Below are 20466 nucleotides of genomic sequence, written 5' to 3'. Positions count from 1 at the left end.
ATTTCAGTCCTTGTCCTGATCTGGTGGAAACACCCAACCGCTATCTTGGGTTTCAGCGGTGTTTCTGGTTACAAAACTTACCGCGACCGCATCTTCCTTGCGCCGGATAACATGAGCCGGACGCTTGTTGCTTTCCCCGTCAATCACCAGAATAAGGTCGTCCGGCAACTGCTCCGGCCGCTCAACAAACAGCAGTGCGCCGGTCTCCGACAAATTGTCGATAACGCAGGCTTCACGCTGCGCGCCGTCTATCGTGAGTGCGACTCCGCTTTGCAGCACCTTTGTCCTAGCTGTTTTGCGCCTGTCTTCGAATTCACCCAGAATATCCAATTCCATTCTCCTCCACCTGGCCGCAATCGCTTCACGCGACACTGGAAAGCTATCAGGCTCAGGCTACTGTTGATTTAAAAGGGTCGCTAAAAATTGATGATAATCCCGCAAACAGCATCCCGGATTTCTGCGAATCCGGGCCGTCAGGCTCTAGAACCGCAATAAACGCAGCCACCGCATGACGTCGAGCAGGCTGACCATTGCCGCGGCCACATAGGTCAGCGCGGCAGCCCGCAAGACCTTTTTTGCTCCCGGCAAGTCATCTTCTTTCAGATACTCCCCGTGCTTCAGAATTGGCAGCGCACGTGAAAAACTGGCATCGAATTCAACCGGCAGTGTAATCAGGTGCACGACCACGCCGGTGGCCAGTATGGCGAGACCGGCACCAATTTCGATCAGCAGGATGGAAGGCTTGCGCGTAATTGCCATGACGATGGGTGCGCCGATCAGCAGTATTGAGCCGATTCCCTGAATTTTCTGGGCTGCCATCGCCATTCTTGTGCGCAATGCCAGGGGTTTGTAACCTTCCGCGTCCTGCATCGCATGCCCGACTTCGTGAGCCGCAATCGCCACGGCGGTTATCGACCTGCCGTCATGGTGTGAGGGGCTCAGGCGCACTGCCTTTGCCTGCGGGTCGTAGTGGTCGCCGCCATCGGCGGGCAGCGCTTCCACTGGAACATGGTCGAGACCGGCTTCGTCTAGAAGATGCCGCGCAAGCTCGCCGCCGGTTCCGGGAAAGTCGGGCCTGTCATCCGCGTGCTCGGCAATTACATAGCGGACCCACATTTGCGGGCCGAACATCAGGGCCAGGAAAATCACGGCTATAAGGGCGTAAATCATGGTTACTCATTGATATCCTGACCGGAATCATTCTGCCATGCGGCACAATTGGCACGATCAGTTGATTAAAACTTGCGGAAACCCATTGACGCTAGTGCCATAAATGGCGAACAACTGTTTATGTTCAAGGGGTAGTGGATGCTTCAAAAGCTCGGGTTGTTCGTAGCACTGTGTGTCGGCTGGATGTTGTGGTCCGGCTATTTCAAGCCGTTGCTGCTGGGGCTTGGCCTCGCGTCTGCACTGGTGTGCACCTATCTGGCGCTGCGCATGCGCAAGGCAGACGGAGAAGGTTCCCAGTTCAAAATCCTCCAGCATGTGCATCAGCTGGCCACTTACTGGCCCTGGCTGCTGCTGGAGATTGCCAAGTCAAATGTCGAAGTCGCGAAGATCATTCTGTCCGGCAAGATGAATATTGATCCGGTCATGATCAGGCTCAAGGCCGGGCAGGCGACGGAAATGGGGCAGGTGATTTACGGCAACTCGATTACGCTGACACCCGGTACCATTACCGTCGACATCGAGGACGGCGATTTGCTGGTGCATGCATTGGCCCAGTCCGGTGCGGATGGTCTTCATGAAGGCGAGATGGACCGTCGCATAACGGCGTTGGAGCGATAGCTGGCATGGAGTGGGTTTATTTCGGCACCTGCATAGCGATTCTGGTCACCATGGTCCTGGCTGTGGTGCGCGGCCTCATCGGCCCGACCATTTTCGACCGGGTGCTGGCAGTCAACATGTTTGGCACCAAGACGGTGCTGTTCATCGCTGTGATCTCCTTCCTGTCGGGGCGTCCGGATTTCCTTGATCTTGCATTGGCTTACGCGCTGATCAATTTCATTGGCGTGTTTGCCGTTCTCCTGTTCTTCCAGTCCCGTGCCGTGCGCCGTGACGCAGAAGCCGAAAGGGAGGCAGGCAAGTAATGGATCTGTTGCTTGATATAGCATCTGCTGTTCTGCTGCTCGCTGGCGGGTTCTTCGTTTTTGTCGGCGGTTTTGGCGTCATGCGGATGCCGGAATTCTTTACCCGCATGCACGCAGCATCGCTGACCGACACGGGCGGTGCGGCACTGATCCTCATAGGTCTCATGCTGCAGGGTGGTTTCACCCTGGTGCCCCTCAAGCTGGCTGCGATTTTTCTGTTCCTGTTCCTGACCTCTCCGACGGCATCCTACGCGCTTGCCAACGCGGCCCTGCTGTCGGGCGTCAAGACAGCCTGCCGCAACGAAACCGGTACACCGCTTCCGGAGAACGACCCGGCGATTGCATCTGTAACGCAAACGGCAGCGCCGGCAGCTAAGGATACTGCGGGCAAGACTGTCGCGAAGAAGGCCGCAAAGAAGACTGCCACCCGGAAGCCGGCCAAGAAAGCGGCGAAAAAACCAGCTAAGAAACCGGCGAAGAAAACAGCGAGGAAGAAGTCATGATGACTATCGTGTTCTCCCTGTTTCTGCTGACCATGCTGGTGATCGTGGCTGTTGCCATTTTGCGCACCGACAACCTGTTCACCGCGGTCATGCTGTCCGGTATCTTCTCGCTGATCATGGCGGCCAATTTTTTCATCCTGGACGCAGCGGACGTGGCCCTGACCGAGGCAGTGATCGGGGCAGGGATTTCCACGGTGCTGTTTCTCGGTGCCCTGGCGCTGACCGCGGAGTATGACCGCTCGCCGCCGGTCGGCTCATGGGTTCCGCTGCTGACGTCATCCGCGCTGGGTGGCGTCATCATATTTGCAACCTTCCAGGCTCCGAGGCTGGGCGACCCCAACGCCATTGTGCACAAGCACGTTGCGCCCTGGTATCTGGAAAAGACACCGGAACTGATCGACGTACCCAATGTGGTAACGGCGGTGCTGGCCTCGTTTCGCGGCTATGACACGCTCGGCGAGGTGTTCGTGGTGTTCATTGCCTGTATCGGCGTGATGTCACTGCTCGGGCGGGTGCGGCCGCGCCGTGATTCAATCGAGGAAGGTGAGTTCGACAAGCGCAGCGACAACCTGCGCCACCATCTCATTCCGCGCGTCGTCGGCAAGATGCTGGTGCCGTTTATCGTACTGTTCGGCCTGTATGTTCAGTTCCATGGCGATTTCGGCCCAGGCGGCGGCTTCCAGGCCGGTGCGCTCATTGCTGCCGGCGTCATACTGTATTCGCTGGTCGAAGGCGGCGCGCGTGGCCGCGAACTGGTGCCGGAGTGGTTTTCCAGCATGCTGGTGGCACTGGGCGCGTTCACCTATACCTCTGTTGGCGTCGCCAGCATGGCAATGGGCGGGCGCTTCCTGGACTATTCCGTCCTGTCCCACGACCCGGTCCACGGCCAGCACCTGGGCATCCTGATTATCGAGGCAGGCGTCGGGATGACCGTCGCCGGTGTCATGATCACCATCTTCCAGGCCTTCTCCAGACGGGGGATCAGGTAATGGAAGTGCTGGGGCTGTATAACTATTTCATCTTCGCCGTCCTGCTGATGATCGGGCTGTATTGTGTGCTTGCCCGAACCAATATCATCAAGTCTCTGATTGGGTTGACGATTTTCCAGTCAGCGGTGTTCCTGCTGTACATCTCGATGGACAAGATCGATGGCGGTACCGCGCCCATTATCCAGGAGGGCGTGGAAAACCAGGTGTTCGCCAATCCACTGCCGCAGGTGCTGATCCTGACGGCGATTGTGGTCGGCATATCGACAACGGCACTGGCGTTGGCCGTCACGGTCCGTATCAAGGAAGCCTACGGTACGATTGAAGAAGACAAGATTCAGGAAATGGACCGCGAACCGTGACACTTTATGACCAGCTTCCGGCACTGGTGGTTGCGGTGCTGCTGTTTACCGCGCCGATAACCTACATGCTGCGCCTGCACGGATTTCCGTGGTTTGCGGCAACGGCAGCTGTCGTCACCTCATTTTTCGTGGCCTGTTCGCTGGCTGCAAGCGTCATCGGCGGTGAAACCATTATCTATGAAATGGGCGGATGGCCGGCGCCTTACGGCATTGTGCTGCACATTGATGCATTATCGGCGCTGATGACCATGCTGATCACCGGTGCGTCTTCTGCCGCGCTGATTTTCGGTTACAAGAGCCTGGCCGATGAAGTCGGTGAGGAAACCGCGCCGGCGTTTTTCGCAGCTTGGCTTTTGTGTACCGCCGGCCTCGTCGGCATGGTGATAACCGGTGATGCGTTCAACATATTCGTGTTCATGGAAATCTCGTCCCTGTCGACATATGTGCTGATCTCGGCAGGGCCTGACCGGCGCGCTTTGATTTCCACCTATCGCTACATTGTCATGGGTACCGTGGGCGCCACCTTCTATCTGATCGGCGTCGGTTTCCTGTACATGGTGACGGGAACCCTCAACACCGCTGACCTTGCTGCCCGGGTCGGGCAGGTTGAAGACATCCGTCTGGTGCTGGTGGCTGCAGGCTTCGTGTCTGTCGGCCTGGCGGTCAAGGCGGCGGTTTTCCCGCTGCACTCGTGGATGCCGAACGCCTACACCTTTGCGCCCAATGCGGTAACGGTGTTTATCGCGGCCGCGTCCACAAAGGTGTCGCTGTATGTGTTGATGCGGGTGGACTATGCGATCTTCCAGAACAGCATTACCAATCATGAAATCCAGCTGACGTTCTTCCTGGTTCCACTTGGCGTCCTGGCGTTGTTCGCCGGTTCCCTGTTGGCCATCTACGAGAAAAATCTGAAACGGCTTTTGGCATATTCGTCTGTTGCGCAGATCGGATACATTGCGCTGGGCATCTCAATGACTTCGGTTGCAGGGCTGACCGGCGCCATCGTCCACATGTTCAACCACGGCCTTATCAAGGGTGGAATGTTTATGGCTGTCGCGTGCCTTGCGCTGCGCTACCGCACGGTGAACGTGGCCAACCTGGCCGGGGCGGGCAAGGCGATGCCATGGACCATGGCGGCTTTTGTCGTCGGTGGGCTGGGGCTCATCGGCGTGCCGCTGACGCCGGGTTTCATTTCGAAATGGTACCTGGTTCTGGCCGCGCTTGCTGAAGGCTGGCTCGGCGCATTGCTGGTTGCCGTGATCCTGGTGTCGTCGCTGCTGGCGGTGATTTACGTGTGGAAGGTGATCGAGGTTGCCTACTTCCGTGAACCGCGCTCGAATGCCGTGCCGGTAACCGAAGAAGCGCCGCTGGTCATGCTGATTCCGACATGGATTGTGGTGTTGACCGGCATATGGATCGCGCTTGATACCAGCGTAACCGTCGGGCTTGCATCCATTGCCGCCAAATCATTGCTGGGTGTTGCATTATGATATTCAGCGAAGCAGACACCATTCTTTATGCACTGATCATCCCGCTTGTGGGTGCTGTCGCCATTGCACTGACGGGGCGCTGGCCCAATGTGCGCGAAACCGTAACCCTGACAACAGCGGTCTGCCTTGCTGTCGTGGTGTGGAGCCTGGTCCCCACCCTGCAGGCCGGCGGACGCCCTGAACTGGTGTTGGGTGAAATGCTGCCCGGCCTGAGGATTGCCTTCAAGGTTGAGCCGCTCGGCATGCTGTTTGCGGCGCTGGCGTCGGGCCTGTGGATTGTCAATTCTGTCTACTCGATCGGCTATATGCGCGGCAACAACGAGCAGAACCAGACCAGGTTCTATGTCTGTTTTGCCATTGCGCTTGCCGCTGCCGTCGGTGTGGCGTTCTCTGCCAACCTGCTGACATTGTTCATCTTCTACGAAGTCCTGACCATCTCGACGTACCCGCTCGTGGCCCACAAGGGCGATGAGGCGACCGTCAGGTCGGCGCGCGTCTATATGGGGATCCTGCTGGGAACCTCCATCGGCCTGCTGTTGCCGGCAATGATATGGACATACTCGGTTGCCGGCACGCTGGATTTCACGCCAGGGGGCATTCTTGAAGGCAAGATCGCTGAACCGCTGGTAGGTCTGCTGCTCTTGATGTTTGCCTTCGGCATCGGCAAGGCGGCACTGATGCCGATCCACCGCTGGCTGCCGGCTGCGATGGTGGCGCCAACACCTGTCTCGGCCCTTCTGCATGCCGTCGCGGTCGTGAAGGCCGGTGTATTCACCGTCACCAAGGTGTTCGTCTACATCTTCGGCATTGATTTCCTGTTCAACCAGCCAAGCCACCGGCTGATTATCTGGATGGCGTGTTTCACCATTGTGGTGTCCAGTTTCATCGCGCTGCGCCAGACCAATCTCAAACGCCTGCTGGCCTACTCGACCATCGGCCAGTTGTCATATGTGGTGCTGGCGGCATCGGTGCTCAAGCCATTGTCGGAAGTCGGCGCTTCCATGCACATGATGGCGCATGCCTTCGGCAAGATCACCTTGTTCTTCGCAGCAGGCGCCATTTACGTCGCATCGAAGAAAACCGAGATCACCGACATGCGCGGCATCGGCAGGCGCATGCCATGGACCATGGCGGCCTTCGCCGTCGGTGCCCTGTCGATGATCGGCGTGCCGCCCACCGGCGGCTTCATCTCCAAATGGTACATTCTCGGCGGCGCCATTCAGGACGACAACTACCTGGCCCTTGCCACACTTGTTGCGTCTACCTTGCTGAATGCAGCCTATTTCCTGCCGTTCATCTTTGCCGCTTTCCTGTATGAAGAAGACGTCAAGCCGGTCAAACAGCATGGCGAGGCGCCCTGGCCGATGGTGGCGGCACTGACGTTTACAGCCTTGCTGACATTCGCATTCTTCCTCTTCCATCAGCCGATTGCTGACCTTGAAGCTCAGATACTGGTGAAATAGATCATGGCCCGCACCCCGAAAAAACCCGAAACGGCTCCCGGTCACGATCACTGGCTGGTGCGGCCGGAAAACATCCGCAAGATCTGGATAGGTTCCATCATCGTGCTGGCGATCACCGTTGTGCTGGAATTGTTCACCGGCACGGCGGGTCATTTTCATGGTGTCGACGAATGGTTTGCCTTCCCGGCCGTGTTCGGATTCCTGGCCTGTGTGGCGATGGTATTCGTCGCCAAGGTATTGGGTAACATCGTGAAGCGGAAGGATGATTATTATGATCTTTGAAACCTTCCCGCCCGCATTGATCTTGTTGTTTGCCGCCTTCATGGCGGTGATATCCCGGCCCAATGCACGCGCCATCATTTTGCTGGTAGCACCGCTTATCACTTTGTGGGCGATCTGGTCGCTGCCGGACGGTGTCTTGATCACCACCAGGTTCCTGGGCTACCCGATCGAACCGCTCGAAGTCTCGCCGTTGAGGCGCATGTTTGCCACCGTGTTCACCATCATGGCATTCACCGGCGCGTTGTTTTCGTTCCGGACCGCCAAGACGGCAGAACTGGGCGCCGCTTTCGCCTATGCGTCCGGCGCGGTAGGGGTGTCGTTTGCCGGCGACCTGATCACCTTGTTCATCTGGTGGGAGATCATGGCGATCTTCTCCACCATTGTGGTGTGGTGTGGCGGTACAGAAGCCTCGCGCCGGGCCGGTATCCGCTACGCAATGATGCACCTGCTGTCGGGAATCCTGCTGAAAATCGGCATTGAAGGCGTATATGTTCATACCGGTTCGCTGGACATCGAGGCCATGCTGGCCACGAATCTCGACAGCTGGCTGATCCTGATCGGCATCCTGATCAATGCCGCGGCACCGCCGTTTTCGGCCTGGCTGCCGGATGCCTATCCCGAAACCAGTCCGACCGGCGCCGTCTTCCTGTCGGCGTTCACGACCAAGACGGCCGTGCTGGCGCTGATCCTCTTGTTCCCCGGCGAACAGGTGCTGATCTGGGTGGGGCTGTACATGGTGTTCTACGGTATCATCTACGCACTTCTGGAAAACGATGCACGGCGTATCCTGGCCTATTCGATTATCAACCAGGTTGGCTTCATGGTCTGCGCCGTCGGTATCGGGACGGAACTCGCACTTAACGGTGCTGCACTGCATGCATTTGCCCACATCATCTACAAGGCATTGCTGCTGATGAGTGCCGGTGTCGTCCTGTATCGCACCGGCATGCGCAAGTGTACCGATCTTGGCGGCCTGTTCCGCACCATGCCGGTGACCTGCATTTGCGGTATCATCGGCGCGCTGGCTATTTCTTCATTCCCGCTCACGTCAGGCTACACAACCAAAACCATGATTTCAGTGGCGGCTGAACAGCAGCATCTGGTGTTTGTCTGGTATATGCTGGCGGCAGCCTCCGCCGGTGTTTTCCTGCACGCAGGCATCAAGTTCCCGTGGTTCGTGTTCTTCCAGAAAGACTCCGGCCTGCGGCCCAAGGATGCGCCCTGGAACATGGCGGCGGCGATGATCTTCTTTGCCTTCCTGTGTGTGGCCCTGGGTATTTATGCGGACCCGCTTTACGCCATGTTGCCGAATGCGGCAATTGTGCCGGTCTACAAGCCTGAGAAGGTGGTGTTCTACCTGCAATTGCTGTTGTTCTCCGGTCTGGCGTTCTTCCTGCTGCTCAACTACATGAAGCGGACCCTGACCATCACGCTGGACCTCGACTGGATCTGGCGTATCGCGGTCTTCAGGGCAGGCGACCTGGTTTATGACGCCTGCACCGCAGCGAGATCCGCTGTGGAGAAAACCGTTCTGGGGTTCCTGAAAACCGGACAGGAAAGGCTGGACGAGCTGTCTGAACGTGACGGCTTGATCCTGCGCGCCACATCTGCAACCGGTCTGGCAGCCCTGTATGCCATGGTCCTGCTGACGCTCTACATACTGGTCTATTATCTGGATTAGCCGAGCGCCGCCTAACCGGAAGAGGCCGGGCGAGGGCAGGTAAATATTAATCCTGTTCCGGCCATCTTGTTGAGCCATCAGAGGAATTTCCGTACCCTTGCCTTTCTGCTGTCAGGGAAAGTGTGAGTAACGGTCATGAGTTTCATGGGGAAACTGCAGCGGTATTTTCCGCTGGTAAGCGTCAGCAGCAGCGCGCTTTCCCATGCGGCAATCGAAATGCACACAGTCTACCAACGCTACGCAGACCAGATTGACCGGCCGCCCAAACCTGACCACCTGCGCGGCGTGGACTATTACGACCCGGACGACCTGAGGTATGCGATCGCCAGAGGGGCTGACATTTTTCGCAAGGCGCACGGCGTAATGCCGAGCCTTTCCGATCCCAAAACCTACAATGAGAAGCTGTTCTGGATGAAGGTGTTCTGCGACATTCCGCAGCCGTCACCGGGCAACAAGCTTGCTGTCGGCAATTTTGTCCCGTCACAGGTTGCACATCTGGTATCGCCCGTAAAACCTGTCTGGCTGTCTGACGAAATTTCCCTGCCGCGCAACGAAGACGTGCCGCCGGTCAATTATTTTTTCAAGGCCAATTACGGATCTGGCAACCAATTGCGGCTTGCATTCCCAATCTCGGAAAATACCCGGCGCAGAGCGTTGTCGCAGGCACGGCGGTGGCCGCGCAGGAGAGACGTGGAAGGGTTGGGCGAGTGGTGGTACCACACCTATCCAAAGGAGTACTTCCTGGAACCGTCGGTTTCAGATGCCGGTTCGCCAAACGAGTTTCAGTTCACGGTACTGGGTGGCCGGATCGGTTTTGTCCAGCACATCCGGGATCGGTTCGAGAGCTATCAGCGCAATTTGTATGACCGGAACTTTCGGCCGTTGAAACTCAACATCGACAGCACGGCGCAAGGTGAATTCATACCGGCCCCGGCAGAGTTTGCCGCCATGTGCAAGGTAGCAGAGGCAATCGGCGGCCAGTTCAAATATGCCCGGGTCGACCTGTTCCTGCTGGAAAACGGCGATTTGAAGTTAAGCGAGATCACCCTGTGTCCCGGCAACTGCAGCGGCGTGTTCGATGACCCGGACCTGGATCGCAAGTTTGCGGACATGGCTGAGGACCTGACGTTCGCCAGATGACAAGTTGCGCACATCAACATCGCGGTTGACCATAAGTGTCGCGTCCGCATTCTCTACGGATGCTGCCTATTTCTGCATATCGGCTTATTGCCCGGACCAGGACCCGGTCTACAGCTTGCCATCAGGCAAAATCTGCTTAACCTGAGCAATATGATGTTTCTCAGGGTTCTTCTCGTTCTCCTGCTTACCGGAACCGCTGCTGCGCAGGAGCGCCGCGAAGCCGGGCTGGAACTGGTACTGCTTGCCGACGCCTCGGGCTCCATCGATGCTGAGGAACTTGCCTTTCAGCGCCAGGGATACGCGTCGGCCATGACCGACCCGCAGGTCGTGGCCGCTATTGAAAGTTCGATTTACGGTTCAATTGCGGTGACCTATGTAGAATGGGCAAGCAATACTGCCGTGGTGGCCGACTGGATGATTATCGAAAGCCTGGAAACCGCCCAAGCCTTCGCGAAAGCCCTGACCGGCCCGCCGCGCCAGGCATATGGCAGCAACGCTATTGGCGGTGCCCTGCTGGATGCCAAAAAACTGATCGAGGCAAATGACATTCGCGCACCCCGCGCCGTGATCGATTTTTCCGGCGACAGTATCCGCAATTTCTCAGGCCCTCCTATCGCTGTCGCGCGTGCAGAGGTGCTCGCGGCGGGCATCACTATCAACGCACTGCCAATTCTGCGCCCTGAAGACGGCAGACGGGCCGGGGCCAACCTGGAACAGGAATACGCCGACCGTATCATCGGCGGTCCCGGTGCCTTCATGGTGACGGCGGAGGGCAGAGCAAGTTTTGCAGAAACGGTACGGCGCAAACTGGTGCTTGAGGTATCGGGTGTGACACCGGCAACCTATAGTTTCGCGGCAAACCGCGATTAACTCTGGCGTTTCCAATCTGGCCCTGGCTGACGCGTTTGAGGCGGTGTCTGACGTCTTGCTGTCGCTTTGCTGAATCTGCTTCTTGAGATGCGCCAGATTTGCCATGCCAGTTGACCGGTGTCAGCCCGCACCAGCACTTAATCCGGTTTTCGTTGGAATCGGGCGACCAGATGGTCGAAATTTTCGGGCTCGGTCTCATGACAGAGTTCACCATCGATCAGTCGCAAGACCCATGGCTGCGCACTTCTTGTCCAGATATGTGCGACCGGATCTATTTCGTGGATCTTGTCCAGTGATCCTCCTTTCACACTGAGGGTATCCGACTGGTCCGGGAAAGAATGATAAATGCGCGTGCCGCAATCGGGGCACAGGGTGCAGGTTTTTTCGTTTCCGCTATCGCCCCTTGTTGTCCAGGTCAGCAATGCACCGGAGGTCAGCGTGAATGCGCTCGCCGGGAACCAGACGGACATGCCGAAGGCGCTGCTCGACTGCCGTTGGCAGTCAGTGCAATGACAGCAATAGGCAAGAACCGGTTTGCTGTTTATGTCGTACCGAATTGTGCCGCATTGGCAGCCGCCCGAAAACACCATCGCATCATCATCCCATGTGTCAAAAACAGGTTCTATCGCTCAGAGCCAGTCTAGCCGGTATCTGGAATCAATTGGAAACCCGTACGGCGCCTTGGCCAGGCCTAAGCCGATTTCCGTGGGCCCTTTGAGGCGGAGTCGAAGGTCTCCTGCATTCGCAGCCAATTCAACTCCGTCGCCTCCAGGTCTTCCGCCAGCTTGGCGCGCAGTTTGGCAAAGTCGGCCGCCTTTTTCGGTTGTGCCGCATACATTTGCGGGTCCGCCAGCGCACGGTCAAGAATGGTTATTTTTTCCTGCAGTTCCAGCATCTTGCTGTCGCTTTGCTGAATCTGCTTCTTAAGATGCACCAGGTTGACCTTGGCAGGCGCCGGCTTGGATTTTACAGGCTCGGTGGCGGGATTTGACGCGCGCGCGCTTTTCCTCGCCTCACGCCTTGCGGTCCGGCTCTTTTCCAGAACCAGTTGCGCATAGCCGTCCAGATCACCGTCATAGGCCTTGACTGTGCTCTCATCGACCAGCCACAGCCGGTCAACCGATGCCTCGATCAGATGCCTGTCATGGCTGATCAGGATGACCGCGCCTTCATACTCGTTAAGCGCATGCACCAGCGCTTCGCGCGCCGCCACGTCAAGGTGGTTGGTCGGTTCATCGAGCACCAGGATATTCGGCCCGTGAAAGGCTGCCAGCGCAAACAGCAGCCGGGCTTTCTCGCCGCCCGACAGTGTTTCGACCTTGTTGTGGGTCAGGTGGGCGCCAAAGCCGTATGCACCGAGTTTTGAGCGGCGCTGGGCTTCGGTGGCATCTGGCATCAGTTCCACGAAATGATCATAAGGCGTTTGCCCAGGGTTCAGTTCATCAAGTTGGTGTTGCGCGAAATAGGCCACATTCAGCTTCTTGTGATGACGCATGTGCCCATCCATCACGCCAAGCCGGCCGCACAGCAGCTTCGCAAATGTGGACTTGCCGTTGCCGTTTGCCCCCAGTAGGGCAATGCGATCATCACCATCGATGCGCAAATCGATATTGCGCAGGATCGGCTTACCGTCCTCATACCCCACCGCTGCCTTTTCAAACCGCACCAGCGGCGGATTTATCGGGCGGGCCGGTTCTGGAAACAGGAACGGCGAAACGCGATCGGAGATCACGTCTGCAATCGGTTGCATCTTCTCCAGCGCTTTCAGGCGTGATTGCGCCTGCTTGGCCTTCGACGCCTTGTAGCGGAAGCGGTCGACGAACGCCTGCATGTGCTGGCGCGCGTCATCCTGCTTGCGCTTCATCTTCATCTGCAGCGCCTGCTTTTCGCGGCGAATGCGGTCGAAGGTGTCGTAATTGCCCTGGTAGAGCGTCAGTTTGCATTGCTCCAGGTGCAGGATGGCGCTGACTGCGTCGTTGAGCAGGTCGCGGTCATGGCTGACGATAAGGACGGTGTGGCGATAGGTGCGGATATAGTTCTTCAGCCAGATCACGCCTTCAAGGTCGAGATAGTTGGTCGGTTCGTCCAGCAACAGTACGTCCGGTTCGGCAAACAGGGCTGCCGCCAGTGCGACACGCATCCGCCAGCCGCCGGAAAACGCGGAGCAGGGTTCGTTTTGAGCCGCATCGTTGAAGCCAAGGCCGGCCAGAATGGCCGCAGCGCGCGCCGGTGCAGAGTGTGCATCAATATCCGCCAGACGCATCTGGATGTCGGCGATCCGGTTTGGATCGGTTGCGGTTTCTGCCTCGGCCAGCAGGCTGGCGCGCTCCTTGTCGGCTTCCAGTACCACTTCGATCAGCGTTTCAGACCCGCTTGGTGCTTCCTGGGCAACCGTTCCGATGCGGGCATTGCGCGGCACGGTGCACGAGCCTGACTCTGCCTGTATCTGGCCGAGTATCAACTTCAAAAGCGTCGACTTGCCAGTGCCGTTGCGCCCGACGAAGCCGACCGTATGGCCGGCGGGCAGGGCAACGGTGGCATTGTCGATCAGCAGGCGTCCCTCGACGCGATATGTCAGCGCATTGATATGAAGCATGCGGGGTATTTAGCGATTGTCGGCCGAGTTGTCATGTGCCGATTGCGGTGTTTTTGTCCCAGTCGCATCAGTTTCTTGTGTCCGCAGGTCCATCGGCAGGCTTGTTTTGCCCATCGCCGATTTCGCAATGTGATGAATTGCACATCTGAGTCTTTAAATCCCGCCTAGATTGCTCATCAACAACAAGGCGTTGGACACCAAGAAGACGAAGCAAAGTTTACCCCCCGATCCCCTGCAAACGTATCCGGGCATTCTGAAGCGACAAGAACCAGACAGACGCCGAACTAAGAAAGATGGGCATCATGGCCCCCGGTTACCCCTCCCGGCACACCATGACAAAGCCCCCGCGAGTTCAAGACCGCGCTCCCCCGCAACACGGTTCCCCCTGCCGTAACCGCGATAAGGAGCGCGGTTTTTTTGTTTGCGCTGGTATTGCTTGAGTTTTGCCGTGCCATTCCGGCGCTTCATGCCGCTAGCGCGTGTGGTTCGGGTCAGCACAAATTATTCGGCAGTTGCAGCCACCGGTCGCGAAATGATCCTGTCCAGTATAACGAATGCTGTCACGATCAGTGCGATCCCGGCCAGGATGCCGGCCACATCCCCGGATACACCCGGCAGTAGCGCCGACAAGCCGGCTGGAAAGTGATGATTTTCGCAATGTGATGAATTGCACATCTGAGTCTTTAAAACCCGCCTAGGTTGCTCATCAACAACAAGGCGTTGGACACCAAGAAGACGAAGCAAAGGCAAGCCCCCCGATCCCCTGCAAAACTATCCGGGCATTGTGATGCAACAAGAAACAGACAGACGCCGGACTTAAAAGATGGGCACCATGGCCTCCGGTTACCCCTCCCGGCACACCATGACACAGCCCCCGCGAATTAAGACCGCGCTCCCCGCAACACGGTTCCCCCTGCCGTAAATGCGATAAGGAGCGCGGTTTTTTGTTTTTGGATATGGATCATCGGGACTGATCGGGTGGTACATACGCGGCTCCAGTCACCAGGCGCTTGATATCTCCAAGTCCTATTTTTCCCTTGTAGAACTTCGCTTCATTGTTGGCTTTTATGAGCGCCTGACCAGGCCGGGGCAGGGTCTGAGAAGGTTTCTGTTCTTCGGGCGGACTCAGGAAGCCGTGACCAGTTAGAGCACATCCGCGACCGCGGTATCGAAGTCTTCGCGCGAGGCAACCGGACCGGTGAACCACAGCCGCGCCAGATTTGAGGTTGTGCTCAAGTCAATACCTTCCGGATCGATACCACTGACCCGCCAGCGCCCGGGTTCGGCTCCCGCAGTTGCAGCCAGCCGGGCCGCCCGGTCGCCTTCGTTCAGTGAAGCAATCAGGGCAGGGGCTGAGTCCATGAGTTCTGAAGCCGGAGCCAGATTGGTCAGCAGATCCTCAGGTGTAACGGAATTGGCGTTCTGCGCCGGTCCGCCATTGAGTTGCACCGCTTCGCCACGAACCCGGTACCAAAGCGCATCAGGCAGGCCGAGATAGAGTCTCGCCTTGGGAAACCGTTCCACATACCGTGCCTTTAGCGCAGGTACCTGAGCATCCGGCACCCGCACTGCCTGTCCGCTGAGCGTCAGGCGCGCGGTGGTCATGACGTCGCTCCCGGTGTCTGCCACCGTCATCGAGACACGGGCGTCAGCCGTTATGTTGCGGGCATGAACCGTAAGCCCCGACATGAACACAGCCGGCACGCCGTCGGGTTCGACGATCAGGTTGGTAACTGTGCTGTATGGATATCCACTGGGATCAAGCGTCGCCAGCGTGGTGACCCGGCTTGTGCGCAGCAGCGTTCGGGCAACGCGGATGGCTTCTATCGGGCGAGCCGCATCCAGGTTGATTTCAACGCCTCTGGGAGTGATGGCTTGCATGTAGGTTCCTTGGGCGGAAAAGCAGGGCAGTTTCGCAATGTGATGAAATGCACATTCATGTCTTCAAAATATGCCTAGGTTACTCATCAACAACAAGGCGTTGAACAACAAGAAGACGAAGCAAAGGCAAGCCCCCCGATCCCCTGCAAACGTATCCGGGCATTGTGATGCAACAAGAACCAAACATACGCCGGACTTAGAAGATGGGCATCATGGCCCCGGTATACCCCTCCCGGACACCATGAAAAGCCCCGCTGATCAGATCGCGCTCCCTCGCACAACGGTTCCCCCTGCCGTTCAAGCGACCGGGGCGCGTCTTTTTTGCAATTTGCGTCTAATTACCGAGATGTTTTTCGCCGCGCGCCTTTGCCAGCATGATCTGGTGCTGGCGCTGCCGGAAGCGGGCCCGGTCTTCGTTCGTGCGGGTGTCGTGGCAATGTACGCATGAAACGCCTTCTTCGTACAATTCAGATTGAAGGTCCTCGGCCGTCAACGGCATGCGGCACGCCCGGCACAGTTGATGTTCACCCGGTTCCAGCCCGAGGCCGACGGACACCCGTTCATCAAACACAAAACAGTCGCCGCGCCACTTGCTTTCTTCCGGCGGCACCAGCTCGAGATACTTCAGAATGCCGCCCTTGAGGTGATAAACCTCGTCGATCCCGGCCTGTTTGGCAAAGGCGGTTGCCTTTTCGCATCGTATGCCGCCGGTGCAGAACATGGCGACTTTCTTGCTGGCAAGCTCGTTGTGACGGGCGTTCAGCCAGTCGGGAAATTCGCGAAAAGACCTGGTATTTGGGTCAATTGCGCCATCGAAAGTGCCGATGGAAACCTCGTAGTCATTGCGGGTATCGATAACCACTGTATCAGGATCACTGATCAGGTCATTCCAGTCCTGTGGCTCAACATAGGTGCCGACAATCTGGTTGGGATCGATGTCTTCTATGCCCATCGTCACGATTTCGCGTTTCAACCTGACTTTCAGCCGATTGAACGGCATGTCTGGAGCCCAGGATTCCTTGTGCTCGATGTCAGCGCAGCCGGGCAGTGTGCGGATGTGGGCAAGAACGGCATCAATACCTTCACGACTGCCGGCAATGGTGCCGTTGATACCTTCGCGCGCCAGCAACAGCGTGCCTTTGACACCGTGATGGCCGGCAATGCTGGACAGCGGGCCCTGCAGGTCTTCCGGCCTGTCAAACACCGCGAACCTGTACAGGGCCGCAACGACTGTCTTGTCCGGGTTTTTCACGGTTTTCGATAATCCGAATGGCAGGCTTTGCAGGTTTTGCCGGCAGCACCGAGTGCGGCGGGCAGGGCTGCTGCCTCGGTCACGCCGGACAGGGTCGCGGCAGCGGATTCAAGATCTGAAGCGATTCTGCTAAACTCTTCAAAATCCGCCCAGATTTGCGGCAGCGCTTCGCTTGGGCCATGGATGGAGCCTTCCGGGAACAGGGCAGGCATGCCGGCGGCATGCACCTTCAGATCACCGGCACGTCTCGCCACCGTCGATGCGTCAAAATTCGCATCTCCCTTTACCATGGCGCCAAGTTCTTTCATCACCGCACCGACGTCCTTCATGACTTCCATGCGTTTCTTCACGATACCTGTCGCGCCGGAATGAGCCAGCGCAAGCGTCGGTATCGCGAAAATTGCGGCAAAAACTGCTAATTTAGTGCATCGGGTCACTGGTCGGCGTTCCTTGAGAGTGGTTGTTTGGGTCACAGTGAGGGTTTGGCACAACTTGGTTGCGCCGTTCAAGTCGTGCCGGCGGCCTGAATCCCGGCGGATCAGGTTTTGAAAGCCTCGTCTACAGGCACCTTGTAAGCCGTTGCAAGCCGGTTGGTCATATTGGCCAGTCCCACAACTGCGATCAGTTCATTCATCATTGCTTCATCCGCGCCCTTGGCGCGCGCCGACGCACCGTGGCTTGCCATGCAGTAGTCGCAGTTGTTTGACATGGAAATCGCCGTGTAGATCAGTTCTTTGGTCAGAGGATCAAGCGCACCAGGTCCCATTATGTCTTTCAGGCTGTTCCAGACATTTGCCAGCATGCGGGGTTCATTGGCCAGGTACTTCCAGAAATTGTTGACGTCGGGAACGCCGCGCGTGGTACATATGTCGTCATAGACAGCTCGCACGGCAGGCGATGCATTTTCCATTTCAATCGGGTTCATGTCTCGTTCATCTCCGTTTTGCCAGATTGTTGGACATCATTGACCGCAAACTTGCGCGCATGTGCGAGGTTTGCCAAGGAGGGAAATTAATGAAACGGGTATTTCAAACGTCCATGCTGGGCGCGCTGGTGGTTGCCGCCGGCCTTGCGCTGGCGCCGGTCGGCAGCATGGCGCAAAGCAAAGACCAGGTTAAGCAAATGTCGGTTGAGCAGTTGCTGCAGCGCCAGCAGGTCCTGCGCGGCGAAATCGACAATGGAGGTGGCAAGAAACAGAAACGCCAGCTTCGCCGGGTTCAGCGTGAGCTCAAGCGCCGCAAGAATCAGGCGGCCCAACCACAACCGGCTCAGCCGCAGCCCGTACAGCAGCAGCAGGAAGCGCAGCCACAGCCTCAACCCAAGGCACAACCTGTTCAACAACAGCAGGATCAGTCTGCCAACGTAAACCGCCTGGCACGGCGTTATCTGCGCAACAATGCCAATGTGCGCAGCATGAAAGACAACCAGTTGCAGACCCGCATCCGCAATGGTCGCAATTTGCTGCAGCAGGACGGGTTGAGCGGCAAGCTCAAACGCCAGGTTCGTGACCAGGTCAAGGCCGCCCGCGCTGAAACCGCGCGCCGGGCTGCCGTCGTCAAAACGCCTAAGGTTCAGCCGGTCCCGCAACAACAGGTCCAGCCTGCCCTGCAAGGCAACAACGGTGATGTAAAACAACGGGCACGACGCTATCTGCGCAACAAGAAAAAAGTGCGTCGGATGAGTGATGCCGAACTGCAGGCCCGCATCCGTGATGGCAATTACATCATGGAGCGGGACAAGCGTTTGGGCGAAAACACGGAGCGCAGGGTGCTTAAACAGCTTCTGTTAGCCCGTGATGAGAAAGCTCGCCGCGCAAAAGTTGCGAACCAGCCACAGCCGGATCAGGCTGGCAATGTAAACCGCCAGGCCCGGCGCTATCTGCAGAATGACAAGAATGTGCGCCGGATGAGTGATGCCGAACTGCAGACCCGCATCCGCAACGGACGCAACCTGTTGCAGCGCGATGGCCTGCGCAACAGGCTGAAGCGCCAGGTTCGTGACAAGGTCCAGACTGCGCGCGCGGAGGCGGATCGTCGCTCTACCGTGGTGACACCACCGCAACCGGATCAGTCCGGCAATGTGAACCGCCAGGCCCGGCGCTACCTGCTCAATGACAAGAACGTGCGCAGGATGAGTGATGGTGAGTTGCGGACCCGTATTCGCAATGGCCGCAACCTGTTGCAGCGTGATGGCCTGCGCAACCGGCTTGAGCGCCAGGTGCGCGAACAGGTGCGTGTGGCACGGTCGGAAGTTGATCGCCGCTCACAGGTAACCCAGCAACCGGCTTCCAATGTCAACCGCGAAGCCCGCGATTTGCTGGCTGACAACAGGTCTGCCGCTTCACTGCGCGACCCGCAATTGCGCCGCAGGCTCGAACGGGCCCGCCGGATCATGGGTGACAGCGATCTCAATCGGCCGTTGTTCCGCCAGGTACGCCGCATGGCGCGTACCGATCGCGATGAATTGCGCGATCGTGTTGCCCGCCGTGACCAGAACCGGGCCGAACGGCGTGAAGACAGGCTGGATGCCCGTCAACTGCTGCGTGACCGTCGCGATGTTCGTGACCTGAACGACCGGCAGTTGCAGAGACGCATCAAGTCTGCCCGTGATCTGCTGGCCTCCAACACATTGCGTGCCGGTCAGAAGGAACGCCTGCGTGATCTGCTGCGCGAAGCTCGCCGTGAGAAACGCCGCAGGTTGATTGCCGGGCGTGCGGACCGCAGGGAAAGACTGCGCCGCAACCGCGACAACAACCAGATCATCATCCAGATCCCGCCAGTGCGCATCGGTCCCGACCGGGATGATATCGCCGCTGCAGAGGCTGATGATGAACTGCTTGAACAGCAGTTGGTGGCGCCACCGCGCCGGCGTATTGAACGCAAGTTCTCACGTCAGGAGTTCCGCAGTGGCCGTCCGTCGGCACGCGATTCCATGCCGGCCATTGAAGTGGACACAATCCGTTTTGGCTTCAATGAATCGTTTGTTCGCGAAGAGGAAATTCCTCAACTTGAACGAATTGGCGAGATCATTGAGCGCATCATCGCTGCCAACCCCAATGAGGTCTTCCTCATCGAAGGGCATACCGATGCGGTTGGATCTGCCGCCTACAATCAGGGTTTGTCATCCAAGCGTGCAAATGCGGTTCGCGATGCCATGCTGCAATTCTTCAACATAGAGCGCACCAACATCGAAACGGTGGGCTATGGCGAGGAGTTCCTCAAAATTGAAACCGAGGAAGAAGAGGCAGAAAACCGCCGTGTTACCATCCGGCGCATTACGCCGCTTCTTGCCAGCCGGTAACAGCGTTATCGAAGAGCAGGGGTGCCGCGTCAAAGCGGCACCCTTTGCTGTATCTATGCCCGCTTGAAGTCTGATTGCAGCGCGGCTATAAGCGCGCCATCTGAAGCAATCCTCAAAACCATTTTTCATGAAAGAACGACCCATGGCCGTCCAGCGCACATTCTCCATCATCAAGCCAGATGCTACCCGCCGCAATCTGACCGGCAAGATCAATTCCATGATTGAAGCTGCCGGCCTGCGCATCGTCGCGCAAAAGCGCGTGAAGTGGTCCGAAGACCAGGCCAAGGAGTTTTATGCCGTTCACAAGGAACGCCCGTTCTATATGGACCTCGTCAACTTCATGACCTCCGGCCCGGTTGTGGTACAGGTTCTTGAGGGCGAAGACGCTGTTGCGGCTTATCGCACCGTCATGGGCGCGACCAATCCGGCTGACGCTGATGCCGGTACAATCCGCAAGGAGTGCGCTGAGTCGATCGAGGCAAATTCCGTACACGGTTCCGACAGTGTTGAGAATGCCGCTATCGAAATCGGCCAGAATTTCTCGGAAGCTGAAATCGTCGGCTAGGTCAG

The 20466-nt window shown here is 57.7% G+C and carries 21 protein-coding genes; 13 read left to right on the top strand and 8 right to left on the bottom strand.

All coding sequences use genetic code 11. The annotated features are described in order from the left end of the window. Positions 1 to 3: 3 nt before the first annotated feature. Together DHN55_RS21270 and DHN55_RS21265 are read right to left on the bottom strand one after the other, a co-directional pair. Positions 4 to 336 (bottom strand): PilZ domain-containing protein, encoded by a 333-nt coding sequence (locus DHN55_RS21270; RefSeq protein ID WP_108883552.1) that lies wholly within the window; start codon positions 334 to 336, stop codon positions 4 to 6. A 144-nt stretch (positions 337 to 480) separates the two neighbouring features. Continuing rightward, positions 481 to 1170, bottom strand: coding sequence for a zinc metallopeptidase (locus DHN55_RS21265; protein WP_108883551.1), 690 nt, complete (start codon positions 1168 to 1170; stop codon positions 481 to 483). A gap of 138 nt (positions 1171 to 1308) precedes the next feature. On the opposite strand from DHN55_RS21265, the gene DHN55_RS21260 reads away from it, so the two are divergent. The 11 genes from DHN55_RS21260 (at position 1309) to DHN55_RS21210 (ending at position 10867) form a co-directional block, all read left to right on the top strand. Next, on the top strand, positions 1309 to 1788 hold the full coding sequence (locus DHN55_RS21260; protein WP_108883550.1) for a Na+/H+ antiporter subunit E: 480 nt from the start codon (positions 1309 to 1311) through the stop codon (positions 1786 to 1788). Between the two features lie 5 nt (positions 1789 to 1793). Beyond that, the gene (locus DHN55_RS21255; RefSeq protein WP_337660644.1) at positions 1794 to 2090 is read left to right on the top strand and encodes a monovalent cation/H+ antiporter complex subunit F; all 297 of its coding nucleotides are present in this window, start codon (positions 1794 to 1796) and stop codon (positions 2088 to 2090) included. After that, on the top strand, positions 2090 to 2593 hold the full coding sequence (gene mnhG, locus DHN55_RS21250; RefSeq protein WP_108883549.1) for a monovalent cation/H(+) antiporter subunit G: 504 nt from the start codon (positions 2090 to 2092) through the stop codon (positions 2591 to 2593). Before DHN55_RS21255 ends, mnhG begins: the two co-directional genes overlap by 1 nt. Continuing rightward, positions 2590 to 3582 (top strand): DUF4040 domain-containing protein, encoded by a 993-nt coding sequence (locus DHN55_RS21245; RefSeq protein ID WP_337660643.1) that lies wholly within the window; start codon positions 2590 to 2592, stop codon positions 3580 to 3582. Before mnhG ends, DHN55_RS21245 begins: the two co-directional genes overlap by 4 nt. Beyond that, on the top strand, positions 3582 to 3941 hold the full coding sequence (locus tag DHN55_RS21240) for a cation:proton antiporter subunit C (protein ID WP_108883548.1): 360 nt from the start codon (positions 3582 to 3584) through the stop codon (positions 3939 to 3941). The genes DHN55_RS21245 and DHN55_RS21240 overlap by 1 nt, the downstream gene beginning before the upstream one ends. After that, complete coding sequence (locus tag DHN55_RS21235; protein WP_337660642.1) at positions 3938 to 5431, top strand: monovalent cation/H+ antiporter subunit D family protein; 1494 nt, start codon at positions 3938 to 3940, stop codon at positions 5429 to 5431. Before DHN55_RS21240 ends, DHN55_RS21235 begins: the two co-directional genes overlap by 4 nt. Continuing rightward, a complete protein-coding gene (locus DHN55_RS21230) occupies positions 5428 to 6894 on the top strand; it encodes a proton-conducting transporter transmembrane domain-containing protein (RefSeq protein ID WP_108883547.1) in 1467 nt (488 codons plus the stop codon). The genes DHN55_RS21235 and DHN55_RS21230 overlap by 4 nt, the downstream gene beginning before the upstream one ends. A 3-nt stretch (positions 6895 to 6897) precedes the next feature. Then, positions 6898 to 7176, top strand: coding sequence for a hypothetical protein (locus DHN55_RS21225; RefSeq protein WP_337660641.1), 279 nt, complete (start codon positions 6898 to 6900; stop codon positions 7174 to 7176). Continuing rightward, positions 7166 to 8857, top strand: coding sequence for a Na(+)/H(+) antiporter subunit D (locus DHN55_RS21220; RefSeq protein ID WP_108883546.1), 1692 nt, complete (start codon positions 7166 to 7168; stop codon positions 8855 to 8857). Before DHN55_RS21225 ends, DHN55_RS21220 begins: the two co-directional genes overlap by 11 nt. A gap of 135 nt (positions 8858 to 8992) precedes the next feature. Beyond that, complete coding sequence (locus tag DHN55_RS21215; RefSeq protein ID WP_108883545.1) at positions 8993 to 9997, top strand: ATP-grasp fold amidoligase family protein; 1005 nt, start codon at positions 8993 to 8995, stop codon at positions 9995 to 9997. 150 nt (positions 9998 to 10147) lie between these two features. Continuing rightward, the gene (locus tag DHN55_RS21210) at positions 10148 to 10867 is read left to right on the top strand and encodes a DUF1194 domain-containing protein (protein WP_337660640.1); all 720 of its coding nucleotides are present in this window, start codon (positions 10148 to 10150) and stop codon (positions 10865 to 10867) included. Positions 10868 to 11004: 137 nt separating this feature from the next. Here the strand turns inward: DHN55_RS21210 and DHN55_RS21205 are convergent, their stop codons facing one another. The 6 genes from DHN55_RS21205 to DHN55_RS21180 all read right to left on the bottom strand — a co-directional run bounded on the left by DHN55_RS21205 (position 11005) and on the right by DHN55_RS21180 (position 17521). After that, positions 11005 to 11457, bottom strand: coding sequence for a GFA family protein (locus DHN55_RS21205; protein ID WP_108883544.1), 453 nt, complete (start codon positions 11455 to 11457; stop codon positions 11005 to 11007). A gap of 101 nt (positions 11458 to 11558) precedes the next feature. Beyond that, the gene (locus tag DHN55_RS21200) at positions 11559 to 13463 is read right to left on the bottom strand and encodes an ATP-binding cassette domain-containing protein (RefSeq protein ID WP_108883543.1); all 1905 of its coding nucleotides are present in this window, start codon (positions 13461 to 13463) and stop codon (positions 11559 to 11561) included. A 1143-nt stretch (positions 13464 to 14606) separates the two neighbouring features. Next, a complete protein-coding gene (locus DHN55_RS21195; RefSeq protein ID WP_108883542.1) occupies positions 14607 to 15344 on the bottom strand; it encodes a pyridoxamine 5'-phosphate oxidase family protein in 738 nt (245 codons plus the stop codon). A gap of 334 nt (positions 15345 to 15678) precedes the next feature. Then, positions 15679 to 16596 (bottom strand): oxygen-dependent tRNA uridine(34) hydroxylase TrhO, encoded by a 918-nt coding sequence (gene trhO, locus DHN55_RS21190; protein ID WP_337660639.1) that lies wholly within the window; start codon positions 16594 to 16596, stop codon positions 15679 to 15681. Further along, positions 16593 to 17033: a c-type cytochrome gene (locus DHN55_RS21185; RefSeq protein ID WP_337660638.1), complete on the bottom strand. Its 441-nt coding sequence runs from the start codon at positions 17031 to 17033 to the stop codon at positions 16593 to 16595. Before DHN55_RS21185 ends, trhO begins: the two co-directional genes overlap by 4 nt. Positions 17034 to 17134: 101 nt before the next feature. After that, positions 17135 to 17521, bottom strand: coding sequence for a carboxymuconolactone decarboxylase family protein (locus DHN55_RS21180; protein WP_108883539.1), 387 nt, complete (start codon positions 17519 to 17521; stop codon positions 17135 to 17137). 89 nt (positions 17522 to 17610) lie between these two features. Between DHN55_RS21180 and DHN55_RS21175 the strand changes: the two genes are divergently transcribed. Together DHN55_RS21175 and ndk are read left to right on the top strand one after the other, a co-directional pair. Continuing rightward, positions 17611 to 19896: an OmpA family protein gene (locus DHN55_RS21175; RefSeq protein WP_337660637.1), complete on the top strand. Its 2286-nt coding sequence runs from the start codon at positions 17611 to 17613 to the stop codon at positions 19894 to 19896. 142 nt (positions 19897 to 20038) lie between these two features. Then, on the top strand, positions 20039 to 20461 hold the full coding sequence (ndk, locus tag DHN55_RS21170) for a nucleoside-diphosphate kinase (RefSeq protein WP_108883537.1): 423 nt from the start codon (positions 20039 to 20041) through the stop codon (positions 20459 to 20461). The last annotated feature ends 5 nt before the right edge of the window (positions 20462 to 20466 follow it).

Source organism: Anderseniella sp. Alg231-50, from assembly GCF_900149695.1.
GTDB lineage: Bacteria > Pseudomonadota > Alphaproteobacteria > Rhizobiales > Aestuariivirgaceae > Anderseniella.
The sequence above is the reverse complement of the archived record's forward strand: the minus strand, read 5'-3'. Positions and strand labels throughout refer to the sequence as shown.

Excerpts from the sequence above, each read along its gene's own strand:
- DHN55_RS21220 (WP_108883546.1), top strand. The coding sequence starts at position 7,166 with ATGATCTTTGAAACCTTCCCGCCCGCATTGATCTTGTTGTTTGCCGCC.
- DHN55_RS21210 (WP_337660640.1), top strand. The coding sequence starts at position 10,148 with ATGATGTTTCTCAGGGTTCTTCTCGTTCTCCTGCTTACCGGAACCGCT.
- DHN55_RS21270 (WP_108883552.1), bottom strand. The coding sequence starts at position 336 with ATGGAATTGGATATTCTGGGTGAATTCGAAGACAGGCGCAAAACAGCT.
- DHN55_RS21230 (WP_108883547.1), top strand. The coding sequence starts at position 5,428 with ATGATATTCAGCGAAGCAGACACCATTCTTTATGCACTGATCATCCCG.
- DHN55_RS21180 (WP_108883539.1), bottom strand. The coding sequence starts at position 17,521 with ATGAACCCGATTGAAATGGAAAATGCATCGCCTGCCGTGCGAGCTGTC.
- DHN55_RS21200 (WP_108883543.1), bottom strand. The coding sequence starts at position 13,463 with ATGCTTCATATCAATGCGCTGACATATCGCGTCGAGGGACGCCTGCTG.
- DHN55_RS21245 (WP_337660643.1), top strand. The coding sequence starts at position 2,590 with ATGATGACTATCGTGTTCTCCCTGTTTCTGCTGACCATGCTGGTGATC.
- ndk (WP_108883537.1), top strand. The coding sequence starts at position 20,039 with ATGGCCGTCCAGCGCACATTCTCCATCATCAAGCCAGATGCTACCCGC.
- DHN55_RS21205 (WP_108883544.1), bottom strand. The coding sequence starts at position 11,457 with ATGGTGTTTTCGGGCGGCTGCCAATGCGGCACAATTCGGTACGACATA.
- DHN55_RS21215 (WP_108883545.1), top strand. The coding sequence starts at position 8,993 with ATGAGTTTCATGGGGAAACTGCAGCGGTATTTTCCGCTGGTAAGCGTC.
- mnhG (WP_108883549.1), top strand. The coding sequence starts at position 2,090 with ATGGATCTGTTGCTTGATATAGCATCTGCTGTTCTGCTGCTCGCTGGC.
- DHN55_RS21240 (WP_108883548.1), top strand. The coding sequence starts at position 3,582 with ATGGAAGTGCTGGGGCTGTATAACTATTTCATCTTCGCCGTCCTGCTG.
- DHN55_RS21260 (WP_108883550.1), top strand. The coding sequence starts at position 1,309 with ATGCTTCAAAAGCTCGGGTTGTTCGTAGCACTGTGTGTCGGCTGGATG.
- DHN55_RS21175 (WP_337660637.1), top strand. The coding sequence starts at position 17,611 with ATGAAACGGGTATTTCAAACGTCCATGCTGGGCGCGCTGGTGGTTGCC.
- DHN55_RS21265 (WP_108883551.1), bottom strand. The coding sequence starts at position 1,170 with ATGATTTACGCCCTTATAGCCGTGATTTTCCTGGCCCTGATGTTCGGC.
- DHN55_RS21255 (WP_337660644.1), top strand. The coding sequence starts at position 1,794 with ATGGAGTGGGTTTATTTCGGCACCTGCATAGCGATTCTGGTCACCATG.
- DHN55_RS21225 (WP_337660641.1), top strand. The coding sequence starts at position 6,898 with ATGGCCCGCACCCCGAAAAAACCCGAAACGGCTCCCGGTCACGATCAC.
- DHN55_RS21195 (WP_108883542.1), bottom strand. The coding sequence starts at position 15,344 with ATGCAAGCCATCACTCCCAGAGGCGTTGAAATCAACCTGGATGCGGCT.